The 18,799-nt window shown below is 68.3% G+C and carries 18 protein-coding genes and 2 tRNA genes; 11 read left to right on the top strand and 9 right to left on the bottom strand.

From position 1 onward, the window contains the following. Positions 1 to 20: 20 nt before the first annotated feature. Genes AC4D12_RS15670 through AC4D12_RS15660 form a run of 3 tightly spaced genes read left to right on the top strand, consistent with a single transcriptional unit; the run spans position 21 to position 3,485 of the window. Entirely contained in the window at positions 21 to 1,730 is a 1,710-nt protein-coding gene (locus tag AC4D12_RS15670; RefSeq protein WP_490950883.1) for a peptidase domain-containing ABC transporter, read from the top strand. A 55-nt stretch (positions 1,731 to 1,785) separates the two neighbouring features. Continuing rightward, entirely contained in the window at positions 1,786 to 2,706 is a 921-nt protein-coding gene (locus tag AC4D12_RS15665; RefSeq protein ID WP_490950882.1) for an ABC transporter ATP-binding protein, read from the top strand. Further along, the gene (locus tag AC4D12_RS15660) at positions 2,706 to 3,485 is read left to right on the top strand and encodes a hypothetical protein (RefSeq protein WP_490950881.1); all 780 of its coding nucleotides are present in this window, start codon (positions 2,706 to 2,708) and stop codon (positions 3,483 to 3,485) included. The genes AC4D12_RS15665 and AC4D12_RS15660 overlap by 1 nt, the downstream gene beginning before the upstream one ends. 60 nt (positions 3,486 to 3,545) lie before the next feature. On the opposite strand, the gene AC4D12_RS15655 is transcribed toward AC4D12_RS15660, so the two are convergent. Further along, positions 3,546 to 4,001, bottom strand: a complete 456-nt coding sequence (locus AC4D12_RS15655; RefSeq protein WP_490950880.1) for a 23S rRNA (pseudouridine(1915)-N(3))-methyltransferase RlmH — start codon at positions 3,999 to 4,001, stop codon at positions 3,546 to 3,548. A 176-nt stretch (positions 4,002 to 4,177) separates the two neighbouring features. Here AC4D12_RS15655 and AC4D12_RS15650 point away from each other — a divergent pair, with 176 nt between their 5' ends. Then, complete coding sequence (locus AC4D12_RS15650; protein ID WP_490950879.1) at positions 4,178 to 4,957, top strand: type 1 glutamine amidotransferase domain-containing protein; 780 nt, start codon at positions 4,178 to 4,180, stop codon at positions 4,955 to 4,957. Positions 4,958 to 5,060: 103 nt separating this feature from the next. On the opposite strand, the gene AC4D12_RS15645 is transcribed toward AC4D12_RS15650, so the two are convergent. Together AC4D12_RS15645 and arfB are read right to left on the bottom strand one after the other, a co-directional pair. After that, positions 5,061 to 5,585 carry a small multidrug efflux protein gene (locus tag AC4D12_RS15645; protein ID WP_490950878.1) on the bottom strand — a complete coding sequence of 175 codons (525 nt, stop codon included), beginning with the start codon at positions 5,583 to 5,585 and terminating at the stop codon, positions 5,061 to 5,063. A gap of 229 nt (positions 5,586 to 5,814) precedes the next feature. Then, a complete protein-coding gene (gene arfB, locus AC4D12_RS15640; protein ID WP_490950877.1) occupies positions 5,815 to 6,237 on the bottom strand; it encodes an alternative ribosome rescue aminoacyl-tRNA hydrolase ArfB in 423 nt (140 codons plus the stop codon). A gap of 218 nt (positions 6,238 to 6,455) precedes the next feature. On the opposite strand from arfB, the gene AC4D12_RS15635 reads away from it, so the two are divergent. Continuing rightward, a complete protein-coding gene (locus AC4D12_RS15635) occupies positions 6,456 to 6,836 on the top strand; it encodes a LexA family protein (RefSeq protein ID WP_490950906.1) in 381 nt (126 codons plus the stop codon). After that, entirely contained in the window at positions 6,829 to 8,169 is a 1,341-nt protein-coding gene (locus AC4D12_RS15630; protein ID WP_490950876.1) for a Y-family DNA polymerase, read from the top strand. Before AC4D12_RS15635 ends, AC4D12_RS15630 begins: the two co-directional genes overlap by 8 nt. 179 nt (positions 8,170 to 8,348) lie before the next feature. On the opposite strand, the gene AC4D12_RS15625 is transcribed toward AC4D12_RS15630, so the two are convergent. The 3 genes from AC4D12_RS15625 to tadA all read right to left on the bottom strand — a co-directional run bounded on the left by AC4D12_RS15625 (position 8,349) and on the right by tadA (position 9,522). Next, positions 8,349 to 8,438 (bottom strand) — tRNA-Ser (locus tag AC4D12_RS15625). Positions 8,439 to 8,489: 51 nt separating this feature from the next. Further along, the gene (locus AC4D12_RS15620; RefSeq protein WP_490950875.1) at positions 8,490 to 8,978 is read right to left on the bottom strand and encodes a pyridoxamine 5'-phosphate oxidase family protein; all 489 of its coding nucleotides are present in this window, start codon (positions 8,976 to 8,978) and stop codon (positions 8,490 to 8,492) included. A gap of 49 nt (positions 8,979 to 9,027) precedes the next feature. Continuing rightward, positions 9,028 to 9,522, bottom strand: coding sequence for a tRNA adenosine(34) deaminase TadA (gene tadA, locus AC4D12_RS15615; protein WP_490950874.1), 495 nt, complete (start codon positions 9,520 to 9,522; stop codon positions 9,028 to 9,030). A gap of 23 nt (positions 9,523 to 9,545) precedes the next feature. On the opposite strand from tadA, the gene upp reads away from it, so the two are divergent. From upp to AC4D12_RS15595, 4 genes are all read left to right on the top strand, one after another. Further along, positions 9,546 to 10,181 (top strand): uracil phosphoribosyltransferase, encoded by a 636-nt coding sequence (gene upp / locus AC4D12_RS15610; protein ID WP_490950873.1) that lies wholly within the window; start codon positions 9,546 to 9,548, stop codon positions 10,179 to 10,181. Between the two features lie 122 nt (positions 10,182 to 10,303). Then, positions 10,304 to 11,644, top strand: a complete 1,341-nt coding sequence (locus AC4D12_RS15605; RefSeq protein WP_490950872.1) for an APC family permease — start codon at positions 10,304 to 10,306, stop codon at positions 11,642 to 11,644. 398 nt (positions 11,645 to 12,042) lie between these two features. Continuing rightward, positions 12,043 to 12,825, top strand: coding sequence for a winged helix-turn-helix domain-containing protein (locus AC4D12_RS15600; RefSeq protein ID WP_490950871.1), 783 nt, complete (start codon positions 12,043 to 12,045; stop codon positions 12,823 to 12,825). An 87-nt stretch (positions 12,826 to 12,912) separates the two neighbouring features. Next, complete coding sequence (locus tag AC4D12_RS15595; protein WP_490950870.1) at positions 12,913 to 13,449, top strand: SixA phosphatase family protein; 537 nt, start codon at positions 12,913 to 12,915, stop codon at positions 13,447 to 13,449. 1 nt (position 13,450) lies between these two features. On the opposite strand, the gene AC4D12_RS15590 is transcribed toward AC4D12_RS15595, so the two are convergent. Beyond that, the gene (locus AC4D12_RS15590; RefSeq protein WP_490950869.1) at positions 13,451 to 14,869 is read right to left on the bottom strand and encodes a dihydrolipoyl dehydrogenase family protein; all 1,419 of its coding nucleotides are present in this window, start codon (positions 14,867 to 14,869) and stop codon (positions 13,451 to 13,453) included. 95 nt (positions 14,870 to 14,964) lie between these two features. After that, a tRNA-Arg gene (locus tag AC4D12_RS15585) sits at positions 14,965 to 15,037 on the bottom strand. A 288-nt stretch (positions 15,038 to 15,325) separates the two neighbouring features. Between AC4D12_RS15585 and AC4D12_RS15580 the strand changes: the two genes are divergently transcribed. Next, entirely contained in the window at positions 15,326 to 17,203 is a 1,878-nt protein-coding gene (locus tag AC4D12_RS15580) for a phosphoenolpyruvate carboxykinase (GTP) (protein WP_490950868.1), read from the top strand. 109 nt (positions 17,204 to 17,312) lie between these two features. Here AC4D12_RS15580 and AC4D12_RS15575 read toward each other — a convergent pair whose 3' ends face one another. Then, a complete protein-coding gene (locus AC4D12_RS15575; RefSeq protein WP_490950867.1) occupies positions 17,313 to 18,764 on the bottom strand; it encodes a phosphomannomutase/phosphoglucomutase in 1,452 nt (483 codons plus the stop codon). Positions 18,765 to 18,799: the final 35 nt, after the last annotated feature.

The following is an 18,799-nucleotide window of genomic DNA, read 5'->3' as shown; positions in this document are numbered from 1 at the left end:
GCAGAGGGTACGCACGCCGAGTGTGGAGAGATTTCCTGCGGACGGCACAGGAGAATCGCCGGCCACTGATATGGACCTTCGCGCTGTCGTTGCTGCTGTACGCCGTGGTCCTCGGTGTACCGATCGCCACACAATCGGCGATCAACGGCTTCGACGACTTCTTCCGGGCCACGCCGGCTGCGCTCTTCGCTGCCGCGATCGCCGGTTCGGCTGCGGGCTTCTTCCTCATCTCGCTGGTGAGGTCACGCCTGCTCGCGGCCATCATCGGACACCTCGGCCTCGCGATGATGTCGATGACCTTCCGGAAGTTGCTCAGCCTGCCGTTCTCGTACTTCGCCAACCGGTCGCAGGGTGAATTGATGTTCCGGATGTCGAGCATCACGATGATCCGCGACATGATCTCCGGTCAGCTGACCTCCGTGATCCTCGACGTCGGAAGCCTGATCGTCGTCTTCATCTACATCTTCGCTCGTTCGGTTCCCCTGGGACTGGCGACCCTGAGCGTCGTCGCCCTGATGGTGCTGGTCTCGCTGCTCAGCCACCGGCCAATCCACCGGATCACCGAGCAGGAGATCGCGGAGACATCGACGGCGTCGACCATGCAGCTCGAGGCGCTGAACTCGATCGAGATCCTGAAGGTGTCCGGTGTCACGGGTGGGTTCTTCGAGGACTGGCGCAAGCACTACGAGCGCGTGATCCACCACACGAAGCAGCGGATCGTCGTGCAGGGCGCCGTCTCGAGTGCCACTTCGGCGTTCCAGATCTTCGGGCCGTTCACGGTACTGCTCGTCGGGCTGGCGCTGGTGTCCGAGGGGCGCCTGGACCTGGGTACCGTCGTCGCCACGCAGGCGCTGACCGCCACAGCGCTCGCCTCCGTCGTGTCGCTGTCCTCCGCTTTCACCCAGTTCGTGCAGGCGAGCGCGCACGTCGAGCGCCTCGCGGACATCCTTCATCAGCCGGACCGGGAGCAGGTCTTCGGTGACGAGGACCTGGACCTCGAGGGGTCACTCGAGGTCGCGGATGTCACGTTCACCTACCCGGGAGGGCGTGCTCCGGCGCTCACCGACATCTCCTTCACGGCCCGTCCGGGGGCGCGTATCGCGATCGTCGGGAGCACCGGTTCCGGTAAGAGCACACTCGGCAAGCTGCTGCTCGGCCTCTACCCGGTCGCGAACGGTTCGGTGAGGATCGGAGGGCACCCGCTCTCTGCCCTCTCGGCCGAATCCCTGTACCGGCGTCTGGCGTACGTCCCACAGGACATCCGACTGAGTAACCGGACGATCGCCGAGAACATCGACTTCGGGAGCGAAGTGCCTGACATGGACCTCGTTCGTCGAGCTGCCGAACGGGCCCAGCTGGCCGAGGACGTCGCTGCCATGCCCCTCGGCTACAACACTCAGGTGCGGGAGATGGGCGGCAGCCTCTCCGGCGGACAACGCCAGAGGCTTGCGCTCGCCCGGGCGATCGCGCGGCAGCCACGCATCCTGGTCCTCGACGAGGCAACGAGCTCCCTGGACACCATCACCGAGTCCAGGATCAACGACACCCTCCGAAGGATGGAGTGCACGCAGATCGTCATCGCCCACCGGTTGTCCACGATCATCGCTGCGGATCTGATCCTCGTCCTCGAGCACGGCAGGATCGTGCAGAAGGGGCGGCATGACGACCTGATGGGACAGGAGGGTACGTACCGGGACCTGGTGATCTCGCAGGTGGACGTCAGGGCGTGACCTCCGGGATCTCGGGCACCGGAGAGACGCGAACGATCGAACGAAAGGCAGGGGAATGGTTCACACGGACACTGATACGGTGCTCCAGGTCGAGGGACTGACGAAGCGTTACGGTGCGGTCGAAGCGGTGACGGACGTGAGCTTCTCGGTGCAGAGGGGGCGCATCCTGGGTTTTCTCGGGCCGAACGGCGCCGGGAAGACGACGACCCTGCGGATGATCCTGTCCGTCGTACCGCCCACCTCCGGCTCCGTCCGGGTGTTCGGCGGGAAGTATCACGAACTGGACGCCCCGAGCACCCGTGTGGGAGCCGCGCTCGACAACGGCGCGTTCAGTCCGGGAAGGACCGGGCGTGACCATCTGAAGGTGTTCGCGCATGCAGCACGGGCCCGGGCCGGGCGGATCGATGAACTCCTCACCATGCTCGGCATCGGCGACGCCGCCGATCGCTCCGTCCGCGGGTACTCGCTCGGTATGAAGCAGCGACTGGCGCTCGCCACCGCACTGCTCGGAGACCCCGACCTGCTGATCCTCGACGAGCCGGCCAACGGCCTCGACCCGGCAGGGATCAGCTGGCTCCGGCAGTTCCTCCGTGGCATGGCCGCGGAGGGCAAGGCCGTGCTCGTATCGAGTCACCTGCTGGCCGAGATGGAGCGGACGGTCGACGATGTCGTGCTGCTGGACCGCGGACGACTCCGCTTCGCCGGCGACCGGCAGGGGCTGCTTCCTGCGAACGTCACGGTGCTGAGCTGCCGGGACCAGGCGGTGCTGACGAGGGTCGCGGCCTTCCTGCGATCCACCTTCGAGACGACGGAACTGCCCACGCAGCAACTCTGGGTCGCCGGGGACCAGGCGGCGGTCGAGGCCCTCCTGGCCGGTCACCCCGACCTGCCGACGGGAGATGTGGTTGCGGGACCGCCCACCCTCGAGGCGGCCTTCATGCGGACGACCGAACTGATGGAAGTGAGTGCCGGCTGATGACGATGATCCAAGTGCGGGCCGAGGCCACCAAGATCACGACGACCAAGACGTGGTGGCTGCTCGCGGTCACGCTGGTCCTTCTGGCGGCCGGAGGGTCCTCCCTCCTGACGCTCGCGGTGTCGGCCACGGCCTCCGCGCAGTTGCCGCTCGGAACGCCGGAGGCAGCGGGTGTGGTCTACAACCTCGTGGTCGGCCTCGCGTATGTGATCCCGTTCGTGCTGGGCGTCTTGACGGTCACCGCGGATCTTCAGCACGGGACACTCGCGCTCAGTGTCATGGGGGAGCCTCGGCGCCCTCGCATCTACATCTCGAAGGTGACCGTCGCCGTCGTCGTCAGTGCCGTCTACGGCGTCGCGGCGCTCGGCGCAGGAGTGCTCGGGGGTGCATCGGTCCTCGCCATGTCGGGGTACGAGCTGCATCTCTCCTCGCCGGAGGTGGTGTCGCGGCTAGCGGGTGGGGTCGCCTGTTTCGCCCTGTGGGGGGCGATCGGTGTCGGTGTCGGTGCCCTGGTCAGGAACCAGCTCGTCGCAATCATCGGCGTCGTCGTCTTCACCCAGTTCGTCGAGCCCGTGGCGAGGATCGTCCTTGCGGAGACGACGGCTGCGCGGTTCCTGCCCGGCGCCGTCGGGGATGCGGCTGCCGGCGGGACGCTCCTCACGCTCGCGACCGGCGGGGATCCTCTGCCGCAGGTGGCGGCCCTCGCGACCCTCGCGCTGTATGCGGCTGTGCTCGTCACCCTCGGAGGAATGCGGTTCCGGCGGTACGTCTTCAACTGAACCCGGCCACGCCGACGTCCGGAGTCCCCTGATCGACCACCGGACACCCTTGCCCGTGGATCACTCGTGGTGGTACGAGCGACCGCCCGCGATCTCCTGCGCCCGGTACACCTGCTCCACGAGGATGAGGCGCACGAGCTGGTGCGGGAACACCAGCGGCGAGAGCGACCACACGAAGTCGGCGCGCTCGTGGATGCGGCGGTCCACACCGTAGGCGCCGCCGATGATCACGGTGACGGGGCGTGATGCCTCCAGCGGCGCGAGCAGTCTCCGGGAGAGCGACGGCGAATCGATCGCCTGGCCGCGCTCGTCCAGCAGCACCACGTGGTCGCTGCCGAGCTTCGCCAGGAGCCGGTCCGACTCCTCGGCCCGGGCGGCGTCGTCCTGGCGTGCCGAGTGTGGGATCAGTTGCCAGGACAGGTCGAACGGCTTCTTGAGGCGCTTCGCGTAGCGGTCGATGCCCTCGGACACCCACGACTCGTGCTTGCGCCCCACAGCGAGTACCCGGATGGCCATGCGCCAACGCTATCGCGCAGCCGACGCGCGCCGGGACTCCACTCCTCACCGGTCCGCACGAGCGCCTGCCGGACCGGACGAGTGATGCCGGAGCAACTGCCGTCGTGGACGCGTGCCTCGCCGGTCAGGGCGCAGGGGCGCGGGCGTAGGGTGATCGGTGGACGAAAGGAGCCCCCATGAAGAAAATCCTCATGGTACTGACCAGCGTTTCCACGATCGGCGATACCGACGAGAAGACCGGCTACAACGTGGCCGAGGCCGCACATCCCTGGAAGGTCTTCAAGGATTCCGGGCACTTCGTCGACTTCGCGTCCATCCAGGGCGGGCAGCCCCCGCGCGACGAGGTGGACACCTCCGATCCCATCCAGGTCGCCTTCACCGAGGACGAGACCACGCGCGCAGGTCTGTACAACACGGCCCGCGTCGACGTCGTCGATCCCGGCCAGTACGACGCCGTCTACCTCGTGGGCGGGCACGGCACCATGTGGGACTTCCCGGACAGCGTCGGCCTGCAGAAGCTCGTCGCCAGTGTGTACGACGCCGGCGGGCTCGTCGGAGCGGTGTGTCACGGACCGGCAGGCCTGCTGCACGTGGAGCTCGAGAACGGCTTCCGACTCGTGGAGGGCAAGAAGGTCGCCGCCTTCACCAATGACGAGGAAGTAGCCGCCGGCAAGGACACGGCGATCCCGTTCTTCCTCGCGGACGAGCTCGAGAAGCAGGGCGCCACCCACGTCTCCGCCGGGACCTTCGAGGAGATGGTCGTGGTGGACGAACGGCTCGTGACGGGCCAGAACCCCGCGTCCGCTGCCGGGGTCGCCAAGGAGATGGAGAAGCTCTTCGCGGTGGTCATCCGCCAGGAGAAAGCCGAGGAGCAGCAGGAGACGCAGGCCCTCCGCGCCGAGAAGGACGCCGAGAAGGCCGCCGAGAAGGCCGCCGCAGCGGGCGACGAGGACTGACCGCGGCGGCGCCCCTCCCGCGGGAGGGGCGCCGGGGTGGTCAGGAGCGGCCGCTCACGCCCAGCGCCTTCAAGAGGCGCACCAGGGCGGCTGATGGGCGCTCCTAGCGGCCGAGGATTCCGACGAGGCCCGTGGCGAGCACTGCTACACCTGCGGTCCAGACGACGATGGCGATGGCCTGCCAGAGCAACACCCGCTCCCGCCTGACGCCGGACGCGGCGAGGAACGCGGCGGTGAGCTGCGTGGGAAGAGCGAGGGGGGCGAGCAGACTCGCACCTGGCACGCCGAATCGGGAGAGCCACCCCTGCAGGCGTCGCTGCCCCTTCAGTCGCCGGGCGGATGGCGCGGCGGACGCGGAGGCCGTCGATCCGAGCCCGCCGGACCGCCCGGCCACCACCTTCTGGCGGACGGTGGAACTGATGGTGACGACGGCGAGCACGCTCAGGAAGTTGCCGATCATCGCGGCGAGCGCCGCCATGATCGGATCGACCCCCAGGATGATTCCGATGCCGGCAGCGCCCTCACCTTCGATGTAGGGGATCATGCCGGCGACGGCGACTCCCACCGGCTGCACGATCTCGGGGAGCTGCTGCACCCATTCCTGTATGCCCTCGTACGGAGTGGCCATGTCCTTCTCCTTCGTCTTCCGACGATGGATCCACAGAACCCCGTCGGTGCCTAGCATGTTCTAAGCGTGGGGTCAAGAGCGTTCTACGAAGGCGGATTATTCCAGCACTCAGCACCGGGCCGAGCCACCCCTGTCCCCGCCGAGATCATCGAAAAGAGGGTCGTGGTGGACCTGCTGGACCTCCGCGGCGATGTCTGTCCTTCGGTGGGAGCGGGGTCGAGCGCACCCGTCACTCGGCGGTGGGCCGCCGGCGTTGCTGCTTGGTGGCGGACCGCTGCTGCTTGTTCGCGAGACGACGCCGTTCCGATCCGCGTGTGGGACGTGTCGAGCGGCGCTTCGCCGGCGGAGGGCCGAGTGCGGCGGTCACGATCCTGCGGAGGACGTCCAGGGCGATCTCGCGGTTGCGCAGCTGGGACCGCTGCTCCGACACCGTCACCGTGATCGATCCCGGGACACGGCTCCGGGAGAGTTGGTGGAGGATCCGCGCGCGTTCCTCATCGCTCAGCGCCGACGACTCCGATGCCACCCAGGTGAGCTGCACCCGGCTGTCCGACGTGTTGACGTGCTGCCCGCCGGGCCCGGAGGACCTCGAGAACTTCCACTGCAACTCGCTCGCCGGAATGGTCACGGTCGATGTCACCTCAAGATCCACGGAACAAGCGTGGCATGGGGAGGTCGGGCACGCCTTCACCTCGGCGTGTCAGCGCCGCGGTCTACGATCAGGTGCTGGGCTGGAATCAGCTTCCAGAACGGACCAGACGCCGCGGTGAGCCGGGGCACGGCAGGAAGGTGCGCGGACACATGGACGAGTTCGGCGCATCAGGCACAGCGATAGGCCGGCCGGCTCCGGCTGCTGCTCGCACGGAACTCATGCCGTCGGGGTTCGCATCTCCCGCCCAGGACTGGTTCGAGAACCGGATCGACCTGAACCGACATCTCATCCCCGACGTCACCAGCACCTACATCGTGCGGGTCGCAGGTCACGCGATGGACGGCGCAGGCATCTCCGATGGCGACGAGCTGATCGTCGACCGGGCCCTGCAGCCCAAGGACGGATCCGTGGTCATCGCTGTCCTCGACGGCGAACTCATCATCCGGCGGTTACGCGTCACGAGCCCTGCTCCCGGTTCAGACCTCCCGAGCGCCGTCACACTGATCGCGGCCGGCGACGCCTACCCGGTCATCCCTGTGCCGGATCCGGAGAGCCTGGTCATCTGGGGAGTGGCGACCAGGTGCCTGCACCATGTCTGAGCCGGAATCACCAGTCCGCCGTCCTGCTCCCACGAGCTCGAGCGTGGCCCTGGTCGACGTCAACAACTTCTACGTCTCCTCCGAGCGGGCCTTCGACCCGTCCCTGGAGGGGAAGCCCTTGGTCGTGCTGTCCAACAATGACGGGTGCGTGATCACGCGCAGCGCCGAGGCGAAGGCCCTGGGCATCCCGATGGGTGCACCGTGGTTCCAGATCGTCGAGCAGGCCAAGGCGTCGGGGGTGCAGGCCAGGTCCAGCAATTACGAGCTGTACGGGGACATGAGTGCCCGCGTCATGGAGCTCCTCGGCCGGCACACCACCACCCTCGAGATCTACAGCATCGACGAGGCGTTCCTGACCCTCGGCGGCGATCACCAGGGGCAATACACCACCGGCAGGACCATCAAGGCGACCGTGCAACGCAATACCGGGCTTCCCGTGTGCGTGGGCATCGCACCCACCAAGACCCTCGCGAAGCTCGCCAACCGGTGGGCGAAGGGCAACACCCGGTTCGATGGCGTCTGCCACTGGCAGCTCGTACCAGCAGATCAGCGTGAAGCGCTCCTGCGCAGGCTGAAAGTCACCGACATCTGGGGTGTCGGAACCAGGAACGCCGCACGCCTCAACGCGCTGGGAATCGACTCGGCGTGGGACCTGAGCGCAGCCGATCCGGTCCTGATCCGGAAGAAGTTCTCGGTCGTGCTGATGCGCACCGTGCTGGAGCTGCAGGGCACGCCGTGCATCACCTCGAATGCCTCCACCGGCAACGAGCAGGTCATGTTCTCCCGGTCCTTCGCGCATCCGGTCGACACCCTGGATGCCATGCGGCAGGCGTTGAGCGTCTACGCCCAGGGCGCTGCGTCGCGTCTGGCGCGCAAGGAGCTCCAGGGACGAGTGCTCACCGCATTCGCGGGCACCTCGCCGTTCAGCACCGGCACCAGGAGCTCGCCCAGCATCTGCATCCCCTTACCGGCGCACACCTCGGACCCGCTCGAACTCACCCGGGCCGCGCACACACTCCTGCCACTCATCGAAGAAGGCGTCTCCTACAACCGCGCCGGCGTCATCATCACCGACCTCCAGCCAGTCGGCACCCAGGACACGCTCCTGAACGTCGAGCCGGGATGGGGCAGCGACTCCGGGTCGGGGTCAAGCAGCTCCGGCGGCAAGGACACAGGTCCGCTCCTCCACGAGATCGGCCAGAGATTCGGGCGCTCAGCCATCGGTCTGGGGCACGGAGGCCTCAAAGCAGGCTCGGACTGGACGATGAAGCGCGACATGCTCTCGCCCCACTACACGACCACGTGGGCGGATCTCCCGGTCGTCAAAGCTTGAGCAGCCGATCCCGTACGGAGTGCGGTGCGGCCCAGAGGTATTCCGTCGTCAACTCCGAGGGCGAGAGGGACGAGTGACGGACAGCCCGGCGTGCCCGTGCACCTTCGGAGTATGCACCACAGATGCACCACGAAGTCCCCGGGAATGCAGAGAGCCCCCGGTCTCCCGGGGGCTCTCGCTGGCGGTGACGGTGGGATTTGAACCCACGTTGGCTTTTACACCAAACAACATTTCGAGTGTTGCACCTTCGGCCGCTCGGACACGTCACCAACGCCGTTACTTTACCGGCTGCGGCGCCCGAGTCCCAAAACGGGCTCCCGTCAGGGGAGGTCGATGACCTCGTTCTTGCCCGAACTCGGCTTCGTACCCGTCACGAGGCCCTTGACCATCTTGACCGCGGAGACCACGCGGGGCGCGTCCATGGACCAGTACTCGGCGGTGTCGGCGTCCACGTGGATGAGGGCGACGGCGGGGTCGTCACGGCCGTTCTCGAACCATGCGGACACGCTCGGCCCCCACAGCTCGTCGATCTTCGCCTGGTCCTTGGTCAGCGTGGCCGTGCCGGCGATGGACACGTAGCCCTTGCCCGTGCTGGCCGAGACGTTCACCTGGGGGTTTGCGCGGATCTCGTCGGCCTTGGGGGAGGGGTCCTCGGTGAAGAACCAGAGGTCGCCGTCGAAGTCCTTGCCGTGCAGGGCCAGCGGCCTGCTGACCAGCGTGCCCTCGAGGCTCACCGTGGTGAGGATCGCGATGTCGGTCTTCCCCAGGATGTCCTGGACTTCCTTCAAGCCGTCCTGCTGGTCTGCCACGTCTACTCCTTGATCGGGGCTGCTGCGGATTCCCTCAGCCTACGCACCATCACGCGAGTGCGGAACCGGACCGCTGCGCCGCGAAGAACCCCTTGAGGAGCGCCGCGCATTCGTCCTCGCGGACGCCCGGGAACACTTCGGTCCAGTGGTTGAGCCGGGGTTCGCGCAGCACGTCGAACACGGAACCGGACGCCCCGGCCTTCGCGTCCCACGCCCCGAACACCACGCGCGGGATGCGCGCGAGCACGGAGGCCCCCGCACACATGGCGCACGGTTCGAGCGTGACCACGAGGGTGCACCCCTCGAGCCGCCACGCACCGGTCCGGGCGGCGGCGGCCCTGATCGCCACGACCTCCGCGTGCGCGGTCGGGTCCCCCAGTTCCTCGCGCCGGTTCCACCCCGTCCCGAGCACGGAACCACCGGGCCCGACGACGACGGCGCCGATCGGCACGTCCGCGCTCGTGGCCGTGCGCGCGGCCGCGTCGAGTGCTGCGCCCATCCACGTCCAGTGCTCGGGATCCACGGAGGGGAGGGAGGCGGTCATGGGTCCAATGGTACTTTTGGCCCATGCGTGTACTGGTCGTCGATCACCCCCTGGTAGCCCACAAACTCACGGTTCTGAGGGACAAGAACACGTCCTCGCCGGTGTTCCGCCTCCTCACCGAGGAGCTCGTCACCCTCCTCGCCTACGAGGCCACCCGGGATGTCCGGGTGGAGACCGTCTCGATCGAGACCCCGGTGACGTCCACCGAGGGGGTGGGCCTCGTGAAGCCCACCCCGCTCGTGGTCCCCATCCTCCGGGCCGGCCTCGGCATGCTCGAGGGCATGACCCGTCTGGTACCCACCGCCGAGGTCGGTTTCCTCGGTATGGCCCGCAACGAGGAGACCCTCGAGGCGATCACCTACGCCGAGCGGCTGCCGGACGACCTCACGGGCCGCCAGGTCTTCGTGCTCGACCCGATGCTGGCCACCGGCGGCACCCTGCGCGAAGCCATCAAGTTCCTCTTCGCCCGCGGGGCGGCGGACATCACCTGCATCTGCCTGCTGGCCGCGCCCGAGGGTTTGGCCACCCTGCAGGAGGAACTCGACGGCCGCAATGTCACCATCGTGCTGGCATCCATCGACGAGAAGCTCAACGAGAAGTCCTACATCGTGCCGGGCCTGGGCGATGCCGGGGACCGCCTGTACGGCGTCGTCGGCTAATACCGCCGCTGCCGCGCGGAAGCCGGGGTGGCGCGTCCCCCACGGGCCCACCCGCAGGACAACGAAGCACTTCCGGTCCCCGGTTTCTTGCATCACGTTCCGATCACGGCTCAAATGGTGCGATGACCAACGACACGGGTACTCAAGCCTCCGCCACGAACAGTGGCCTGAAGCGGGCGGTCGGCGCGCCCCTGCTGTTCGCCTTCATCGTGGGCGACACCCTCGGAGCGGGCATCTACACGCTGGTGGGCACCATGGCGGCCGACGTCGGTGGCGTGATCTGGCTGCCGCTGCTGATCGCGCTCGTCGTCGCGCTCCTCACCGCGGGAACCTACTGCGAGCTCATCACCAAGTACCCGCACGCAGGCGGGGCGGCCCGGTACGCCGAGCGGGCCTTCAAGGTCCCCTACCTCTCCTTCCTGGTCGGGTTCCTCATGATGGCCTCGGGCATCACGACGGCGGCCGCTCTCGCCAACGCCTTCGCGGGGGACTACCTCGCGGCCCTCATCGACGTCCCCGCCGCCCCGGCGGCGGCCGTCTTCATCATCCTGCTGACGCTGATCAACCTCCGTGGGGTGAAGGAATCGCTCGGGGCCAACCTCGTGGCCTCCGTCATCGAGGTGACGGGCCTCGTGATCGTGATCGCGGTGGCCGCCGTCGTCTTCACCAGTGGCAACGGGGAGCCGTCGCGACTTCTCGAGTTCGCCCCCGAGGTCCCCGCGCTCCAGGGGGCCTTCGCCGCCTCCGTGATCGCCTTCTTCTCGTTCCTCGGATTCGAGGCCGCGGCCAACATGGCCGAGGAGGTCAAGAACCCGTCGAAGGCGTACCCGCGTGCCCTCTTCGGGGCCATCGGCACAGCTGCCGTCGTGTACATCCTCATCGCGGTCGGCGCCGTGATCGTGCTGCCGCCGGCGGATCTCGCCACCTCCTCCGGCCCGCTGCTGGATGTCGTCAACGCCAGCGGCGTGGGGCTGCCCCCGTGGATCTTCAGCCTGATCGCGCTCGTCGCGATCGCCAACGGCGCCCTGCTGTTCATGATCATGGCCAGCCGTGTGGGTTACGGCCTCGCGGAGGCGGGTCTGCTCCCGCAGGCGTTCGCCCGGGTGCTCCCCACCCGCCGCACCCCGTACGTGTCCATCATCGTCGTCGCCGCGCTCACCATCGGGCTCTCCTTCATCGGGGACGTCGGCACGCTCGCCGAGACCACGGTGCTCCTGCTGCTGCTCGTGTTCATCTCCGCCAACTTCAGCGTTCTGGTCCTCAAGAAGGACACGGTGGAGCATTCACACTTCTCCGTGCCGCGGATCGTGCCGATCCTCGCGACGATCGCCAGCATCGCCCTGCTCGCGCAGCAGAGCTTCGTCGTGTGGCTGGGCGGGCTCGCCTACATCGCCGTCGGTTCCATCCTGTTCGTCTGCGCCCGCGCCCGGCGGAAGCACGAGGACCGCGTTAGCACCCAGTAGCGGACGGCGCATCCGGACGACCACCGCGGTGCGGGAGGGCGGCGCGGGATCGGCAGGGCGGGAACCCCGCGGAGGCCGGTCGGCGCCGCCCTCCCGCGCTCCCTCGACCTGCTGACCAGCGGCTATACAGGAGGCCCGGCTTTTGTTACTTCGACCGAACGATTGTTACGTGCAATAATTCCTCCGTGACCATCAACTCACTCGCATCTGCAGTGGCGGCTCCCACCTCGGACCTCGTGTCCGTTCGTGGCTGCTGCTGCTATCGAATGCACGCGTAGCGGCTATACCCCAACCGGTACAACGCACCTCAAGCCCAACGGCGGGCATCTCTCTTCATCCCGACCGGGCACACCCCGCATTCGAGCCGTGATGACGGCACACTTCTCGAGGTTGATCTCATGTCAGTAAATCCGGGCTACGTCCATATCTCGCTCCGTTCCGCTGCGAGCCGCCCCGCGCACCAGCGCTTCCCCTCGGCTGCGGCCGCCCGGCTGCAGTCGGTCCAGGGCGCGGATGCCGCGCTGACCCCGCCCGTGCCGGTGGTCACGCCGAACGGCGTCCCGGGTCCCCAGGCCGTCACGGGTGACACCACGGCGCGCGGCTTCGTTCTCTACGTCGCCCTCGACGAGGCGACGGCGGCCGCTGCCGGCACGACGTTCGCCAAGCTCGCACAGGACGTGCGCTCCTACGTGCGCTCCCTCGTGCCGACGGCGGAGAGCCACGCGGCCGTGGCCCTCGCGCCCGCGGACGCGCCGGGCTCCGACATCGACGTCGTCCGGGCAGCGCTCGGTGATCCCACCGTCGCCCGGCGCACGCGCTCGGACGCCGCGGCAGCTCCGCAGGCGCAGCCGCCGCGTCCCACGGGTGTGCTGATCGATCTCTCGCGCCGTGAGGTGCACCTGGACGGCGAGAGCCTGAACCTGACCTTCAAGGAGTTCGAACTCCTCAATTACCTCGTGGAGAACGCCACCCGCACGGTGGGCCGCGAGGAACTGCTCAGCGGACTCTGGCGGAACGCGGAGGAGGTGCCGAACGAGCGAACCATCGACGTGCACATCCGGCGCCTGCGCTCCAAGCTCGGCCGGCTCGCCAACACCGTCCGGACCGTGCGCGGGCAGGGGTACAGGTTCTACGACCACCCCGAGGTCGTCGTCTGGGCAGCTCCCGAGTACTCGATCTAGCGCTCGATCTCGCGCTCGGTGTGGCCCGCGCGGCGTCGGGTCCGGCCGGGACGGCGCTCCGGCACACTGCAGACCTATACTTCGGGGATGCCCTCCGCTCACCTCAAGACGCTCATGCTGCTGCGCCATGCGAAGGCCGAGTTCCAGGACGGCGTGCCGGACCACGAGCGCTCGCTCAGCTCCCGCGGCCATGCTGATGCCCCCCTCGTGGGGCGGTGGATGCTCGAGCACGATTCCGTCCCGGACTTCATCCTGGTGTCCACGGCTCTGCGCACGAGGCAGACCTGCACCTGGGTCTGCAAGGAGCTCGGGGACAAGGCGCCCACACCGAAACTCGAGGACGAGCTCTACGCCGCCCGGCCCGCCGAGATTCTGAGCCTCATCAACCACGTGCCGCCCACCGTCACGAGTCTCCTCGTGATCGCCCACAACCCGGGCGTCCAGGAACTGGCCATGCGTCTCGCCTCCGTCCGGTCCAGCGAGCGCGCGGTCATGGACCTCGCCACGGACTACCCGACGTCGGGCCTCACGGTCATGACGTTCGACGGCGACTGGGCGGAGCTCGACGGACGGGACGCCGACGTCACCGACTTCGTGGTCCGGCGGGCCTCCACCCTGCGCTGAGTCACATCCCGTACTTCTCGAGCAGCCTCAGCCAGATCTCGCTGACGGTGGGGTAGGCGGGGACCGCGTGCCACAGGCGGTCCAGCGGCACCTCGCCCACGACGGCTATGGTCGCGGCATGCAGCATCTCCGAGACCTCGGGTCCGGCGAACGTGACGCCGATGATCACCTTCCGGTCCTCGTCCACGACCATCTGGGCCCAGCCCTCGTAGTCGTCCGAGTGCAGGGCGGACCCGGCGACGGCGATGGCGAGCGAGGTCTCGGACGCGTTCACGCCGTCCTTGTGCGCCTGCTCGAGCGTGCGGCCCACCATCGCGATCTCCGGGTCGGTGAAGACCACCTGCGGCACCGCTGCGTGGTCGGCCGTCGCCGTGTAGGGGCTCCAGGGAGCGGCGTCGTCGCCGAGGAGTCCGTGGGCGCGAGCGGCGATCGCGTCGCCCGTCATCCGCGCCTCGTACTTGCCCTGGTGGGTCAGTTGCACGCGGCCGCCGGCGTCGCCCACGAGGTACAGCCAGCCGCCGAGGTCGGGCACCCGCCCGGTGTCGTCGGGGGCGAGCTTCTTCGGATCGAGCCCGAGGTCCTCGAGTCCGAGGCCGGTGGTGTGCGGGTGCCGGCCGGTGGAGACGAGCAGCTTCTCGGCGGTGACCGTCAAGCCGTCGCCCACGTCGAGGACGAACATGTCGGACTCCTTGCGGACGCGGTGCGTGGCGGTGTCGGTCAGGAGGGTGATGCCCTCCCCGCGGAGCGCGCCGAGCACGAGGTCGGAGGCTTCCTTCGGGTAGCCGCCGAGGATGCCACTGCGGGCGATGACGGTGACCTCCGAACCCAGCCGGGCGTAGGCCTGTGCGAGTTCCACGCCGGCCACACCTCCGCCGAGCACGGCGAGGCTCGCGGGAACGGACTTCGCCGAGGTCGCTTCACGCGTGGTCCAGTGGTCGAGGTCGGTCAGGCCGTCGATCGGCGGGACGGTCGGGGTGGAGCCCGTCGCCAGGACCACCGCATGGGACGCGCGGTAGACGGTCGTGGACTCGTCGTCGTGCGTGATGGTCACCTCGCGCTCACCCGTCACCGTGGCCCAGCCGCGCTCGAGGGTGATCCCGGCCGAGGCGACCCACTCCTCCTGCGAGGAGTCGTCCCAGTCCGAGGTGAAGGAGGTGCGCCTGTCGAGCACCTGCGACGCGTCGAGCGTGCCGGTGACGGCCTCGCGGGCGCCGGCGACCGAGCGGGCGGCGTTGAGGACGGTGCCCGGGCGGAGGAGGGCCTTCGAGGGCATGCAGGCCCAGTAGGAGCATTCGCCGCCCACGAGGTCGGATTCGACCAGGACCGCGCTCAGGCCCTTCTGGACCACGCGCCCCGCCACGTTCTCGCCGACTGCGCCGGCTCCGATCACCACGACGTCCACGATCTTCGGTTCGCTCATGAGGCGAGCCTTGCACCCGGGGGGGCTCCGGGACAAGCGAAGAGGCCCCGACCGGAGTCGGGGCCTCTTCGTTTGTTCATGTGTCTATTCAGGAGTGCGCGCGAAGGGATTCGAACCCCCAACCTTCTGATCCGTAGTCAGATGCTCTATCCGTTGAGCTACGCACGCGAGTGCAGGTGTGTGATCCACGAGGAATCGGTGCTGCAGGGTGGCTGATTGGCCGTAGACAACTTTAGCGTGGAATCCGGATGACGCCTAATCAGTACTGCGCTCCATGAGAACTAGACCGGTCTACGTGACCTTCATCACTCCAACCTTGAACGTAAGCGCTCGACATCCCTGCGATGGCGGGCCGACGTCCCACTGTACCCACCCATGTCTCGGCTCCGGCCCCTTGCCTGAAACACGCCAGCCCTAGCATCGGAGCACACCGAGCACCCGACGAAGGGAAGACCAATGGGCGATGCCGTGCACCGGCTTGACCAGTCCGACAGCCAGCGTTCGAACGCCGTTCCGGGGTCCGCCGGCCCTGGTGCCGCGCCGACGACGCACGCCGCACTGCTGGCCTGGGTACACGAAGTGCAGGAGCTGACACAGCCCGCCGCCGTCGTCTGGGTGGATGGTTCGGCGACCGAGAACGCCAGGCTGTGTGACGAACTGGTCGAGGCGGGGACCTTCGTCCGGCTGAATCCCGAGACGTTCCCGAACTCCTTCGCGGCGTTCTCCGACCCGAAGGACGTCGCGCGGGTCGAGGAGCAGACCTTCATCTGCTCGCAGGACGAGCGCGAGGCCGGCTTCACCAACAACTGGATGGACCCGGCGGAGATGAAGACCAAGCTCACGGGCCTCTTCTCGGGTGCCATGCGCGGACGCACCATGTACGTCATCCCGTTCGTCATGGGCCACCTCGACGCCGAGGACCCGAAGTTCGGCGTGGAGATCACGGACAGCGCCTACGTGGTGACGTCGATGCGGATCATGGCGACCATCGGCACGGCCGTCCTCGACCGCATGACCGAGCTGGACGCCCCCTTCGTGCCGGCGCTGCACTCGCTCGGGGCACCGCTCGCGGACGGCGAGGCGGACGTCCCCTGGCCCTGCAACGAGGAGAAGTGGATCGTGCACTTCCCCGAGGAGCGGTCCATCTGGTCCTACGGCTCCGGCTACGGCGGCAACGCCCTGCTGGGCAAGAAGTGCTACGCGCTGCGGATCGCCTCCGTCATGGCGCGCGACGAGGGCTGGCTGGCTGAGCACATGCTGATCCTCAAGCTCACCTCGCCCCAGGACAAGACCTACTACCTCTCCGCGGCCTTCCCCTCGGCCTGCGGCAAGACCAACCTCGCGCTCCTCGACCCCACGATCGACGGCTGGAAGGTCGAGACCCTGGGCGACGACATCACCTGGATGCGCTTCGGCAAGGAGGGCGAGCTCCGTGCCGTCAATCCGGAGGCCGGCCTCTTCGGCGTCGCGCCCGGAACGGGCTGGCACACCAACCCGAATGCCATGCGCGCCATCGCCAAGGGCAACTCCGTCTTCACGAACGTCGCACTCACCGACGACGGCGGGGTGTGGTGGGAGGGCATGACCGAGGAGGTGCCCGCGCACCTCACCGACTGGCAGGGCCGGGACTGGACACCGGACATGGACCATACGGCCGCGCACCCGAACGCACGCTTCTGCACGCCGATCGACCAGATCGACATGCTCGCCGAGGAGTTCAACCGGCCCGACGGCGTGGAACTCTCCGCCATCCTGTTCGGCGGGCGTCGGAAGACGACCGTTCCCCTGGTCACGCAGTCACGCACCTGGGCCAACGGCATCTTCATGGGGTCCACGTTGTCCTCCGAGACCACCGCGGCCGCGGCGGGCGAGGTGGGTCGCGTGCGCCGCGACCCCATGGCCATGCTGCCGTTCATCGGGTACGACGCCGGTGACTACCTACGTCACTGGCTCACCCTCAGCGCCGGGGCCGACCAGGCGCGCCTGCCGCAGATCTTCCTGGTCAACTGGTTCCGCCGCACGGCGACCGGCGGTTTCGCCTGGCCCGGCTTCGGGGACAACTCGCGCGTCCTGAAATGGGTCATCGAGCGCCTCGAGGGAACGGCCGACGCCGTCGAGACGCCCATCGGTTACGTCCCCACGGGGGACGCCCTGGACCTCAGCGGCCTCGACATGACGCCGGCGGAGGTCGAGGCCGCCGTGCACGTCGACGCCGTCGAGTGGGCCGAGGAGCTCGAAGGGATCGAGCAGTGGTACGGGCGCTTCGGGGATTCCCTACCCGAGGAGCTCCGGGGCCAGCTCGACGAGTTGAAGGTGCGCTTCAGCAACGCCTGACATGCCGCACACGAAAGGCCCCTTCCATGAGGAAGGGGCCTTTCGTCTGGGGGAGTACCGTCGCCGCGCCGCCGTCGTGCCGCGGTGCTGGGCGTGCCGGTGCGGTCCGTCAGTCGCGGATGACGGCGAGGACGCGCTGCACGAGGTCTTCGAGTGTCTGAGGGTCCACGGCCTCCGCATTCAGCCGGAGGTACGGCTCGGTGTTCGAGGGGCGGAGGTTGAACCACCAGTTCCCGTGCGCGGGGGTGAAGGTGAGACCGTCGAGGTCGTCCACCACCACGCCGTCCTGCTCGAACTCGGTGCGGGCCCGGGCGATCGACGCCTGCAGGTCCACGACCTTCGAGTTGACCTCGCCCGAGGAGAAGTAGGGCTCGTACTCACGGCCGAGCTCCGACAGCGGGCCGTCCTGCTCGCCGAGCGCCGCGAGGACGTGCATGGCCGCGAGCATGCCGGTGTCCGCGTTCCAGAAGTCGCGGAAGTAGTAGTGCGCCGAGTGCTCCCCGCCGAACACCGCGCCCTCCTCGGCCATCACGGCCTTGATGAAGGAGTGTCCTACGCGCGTGCGGACCGGGCGGCCGCCGTCGTTCCTGATCAGTTCCGGCACCGCGCGTGAGGTGATCAGGTTGTGGATGATCACGGGCTCGGCCTCACCAGCGGCCTGCGCGCGGGCGATCTCGCGGCGCGCCACCATCGCCGTGATGGCGCTCGGCGAGACCGGCTCGCCGCGCTCGTCGATGATGAAGCAGCGGTCGGCGTCACCGTCGAACGCGATCCCGATGTCAGCGCCGTGCTCGACGACGGCGGCCTGCAGGTCGAGCAGGTTCTCCGGCTCCAGCGGGTTGGCGGGATGGTTGGGGAAGGAGCCGTCGAGCTCGAAGTAGAGGGGCACGATGTCGAACGGCAGGGCGGGCAGCAGCTTGTCGCCGAGCACCGCGGGAGTGGTGAGGCCCGCCATGCCGTTGCCGGCGTCGACCACGACCTTCAGGGGGCGGGTCCCCGAGAGGTCCACCTGTGCGCGGAGGAAGCGCGCGTACTCCTCGAGGACGTCGCGCACGCTGGTGGTGCCCTGGACGTCCACGGCCGGGATGGTGCCGTCGTCGAGGTAGCGCTCCGCACGCTCCTGCACGTCCTTGAGTCCGGTCTCGGACGAGACCGGGACGGCGCCGGGACGGGTCATCTTCATCCCGTTGTACTGGGCGGGGTTGTGGCTGGCGGTGAACGTCACGCCGGCCGCGTCCAGCGTGCCGCTCGCGTAGTACAGCTCGTCGGTGGAGATGAGGTCGAGGAACAGGACGTTGGCCCCGCGGAGGGTGGCTCCCTCGGAGAAGGACTTCGAGAACTCCGGCGACGACGGACGCATGTCGCCGCCGACCAGGATGGTCTCGCCCGCGAGCCCCAGGGAGTCCACGAAGGCCGCCCCGACAGCGCGCACCGAGTCCACGGTGATGGTCTCGCCGACGATGCCGCGCACGTCATAGGCCTTGAAGGATGCTGAGAGATCGAAGGGTGTATTCACGTCTGGAAGTGTATCGGCTGGCCTTCCGGCACCCGTTTCCCACATAGCCTCCCCCAACCCGGCCGACTGGGGGAGGGGGC

The sequence above is a fragment of the Arthrobacter sp. TJ-266 genome (assembly GCF_058269115.1).
The sequence above is the reverse complement of the archived record's forward strand: the minus strand, read 5'-3'. Positions and strand labels throughout refer to the sequence as shown.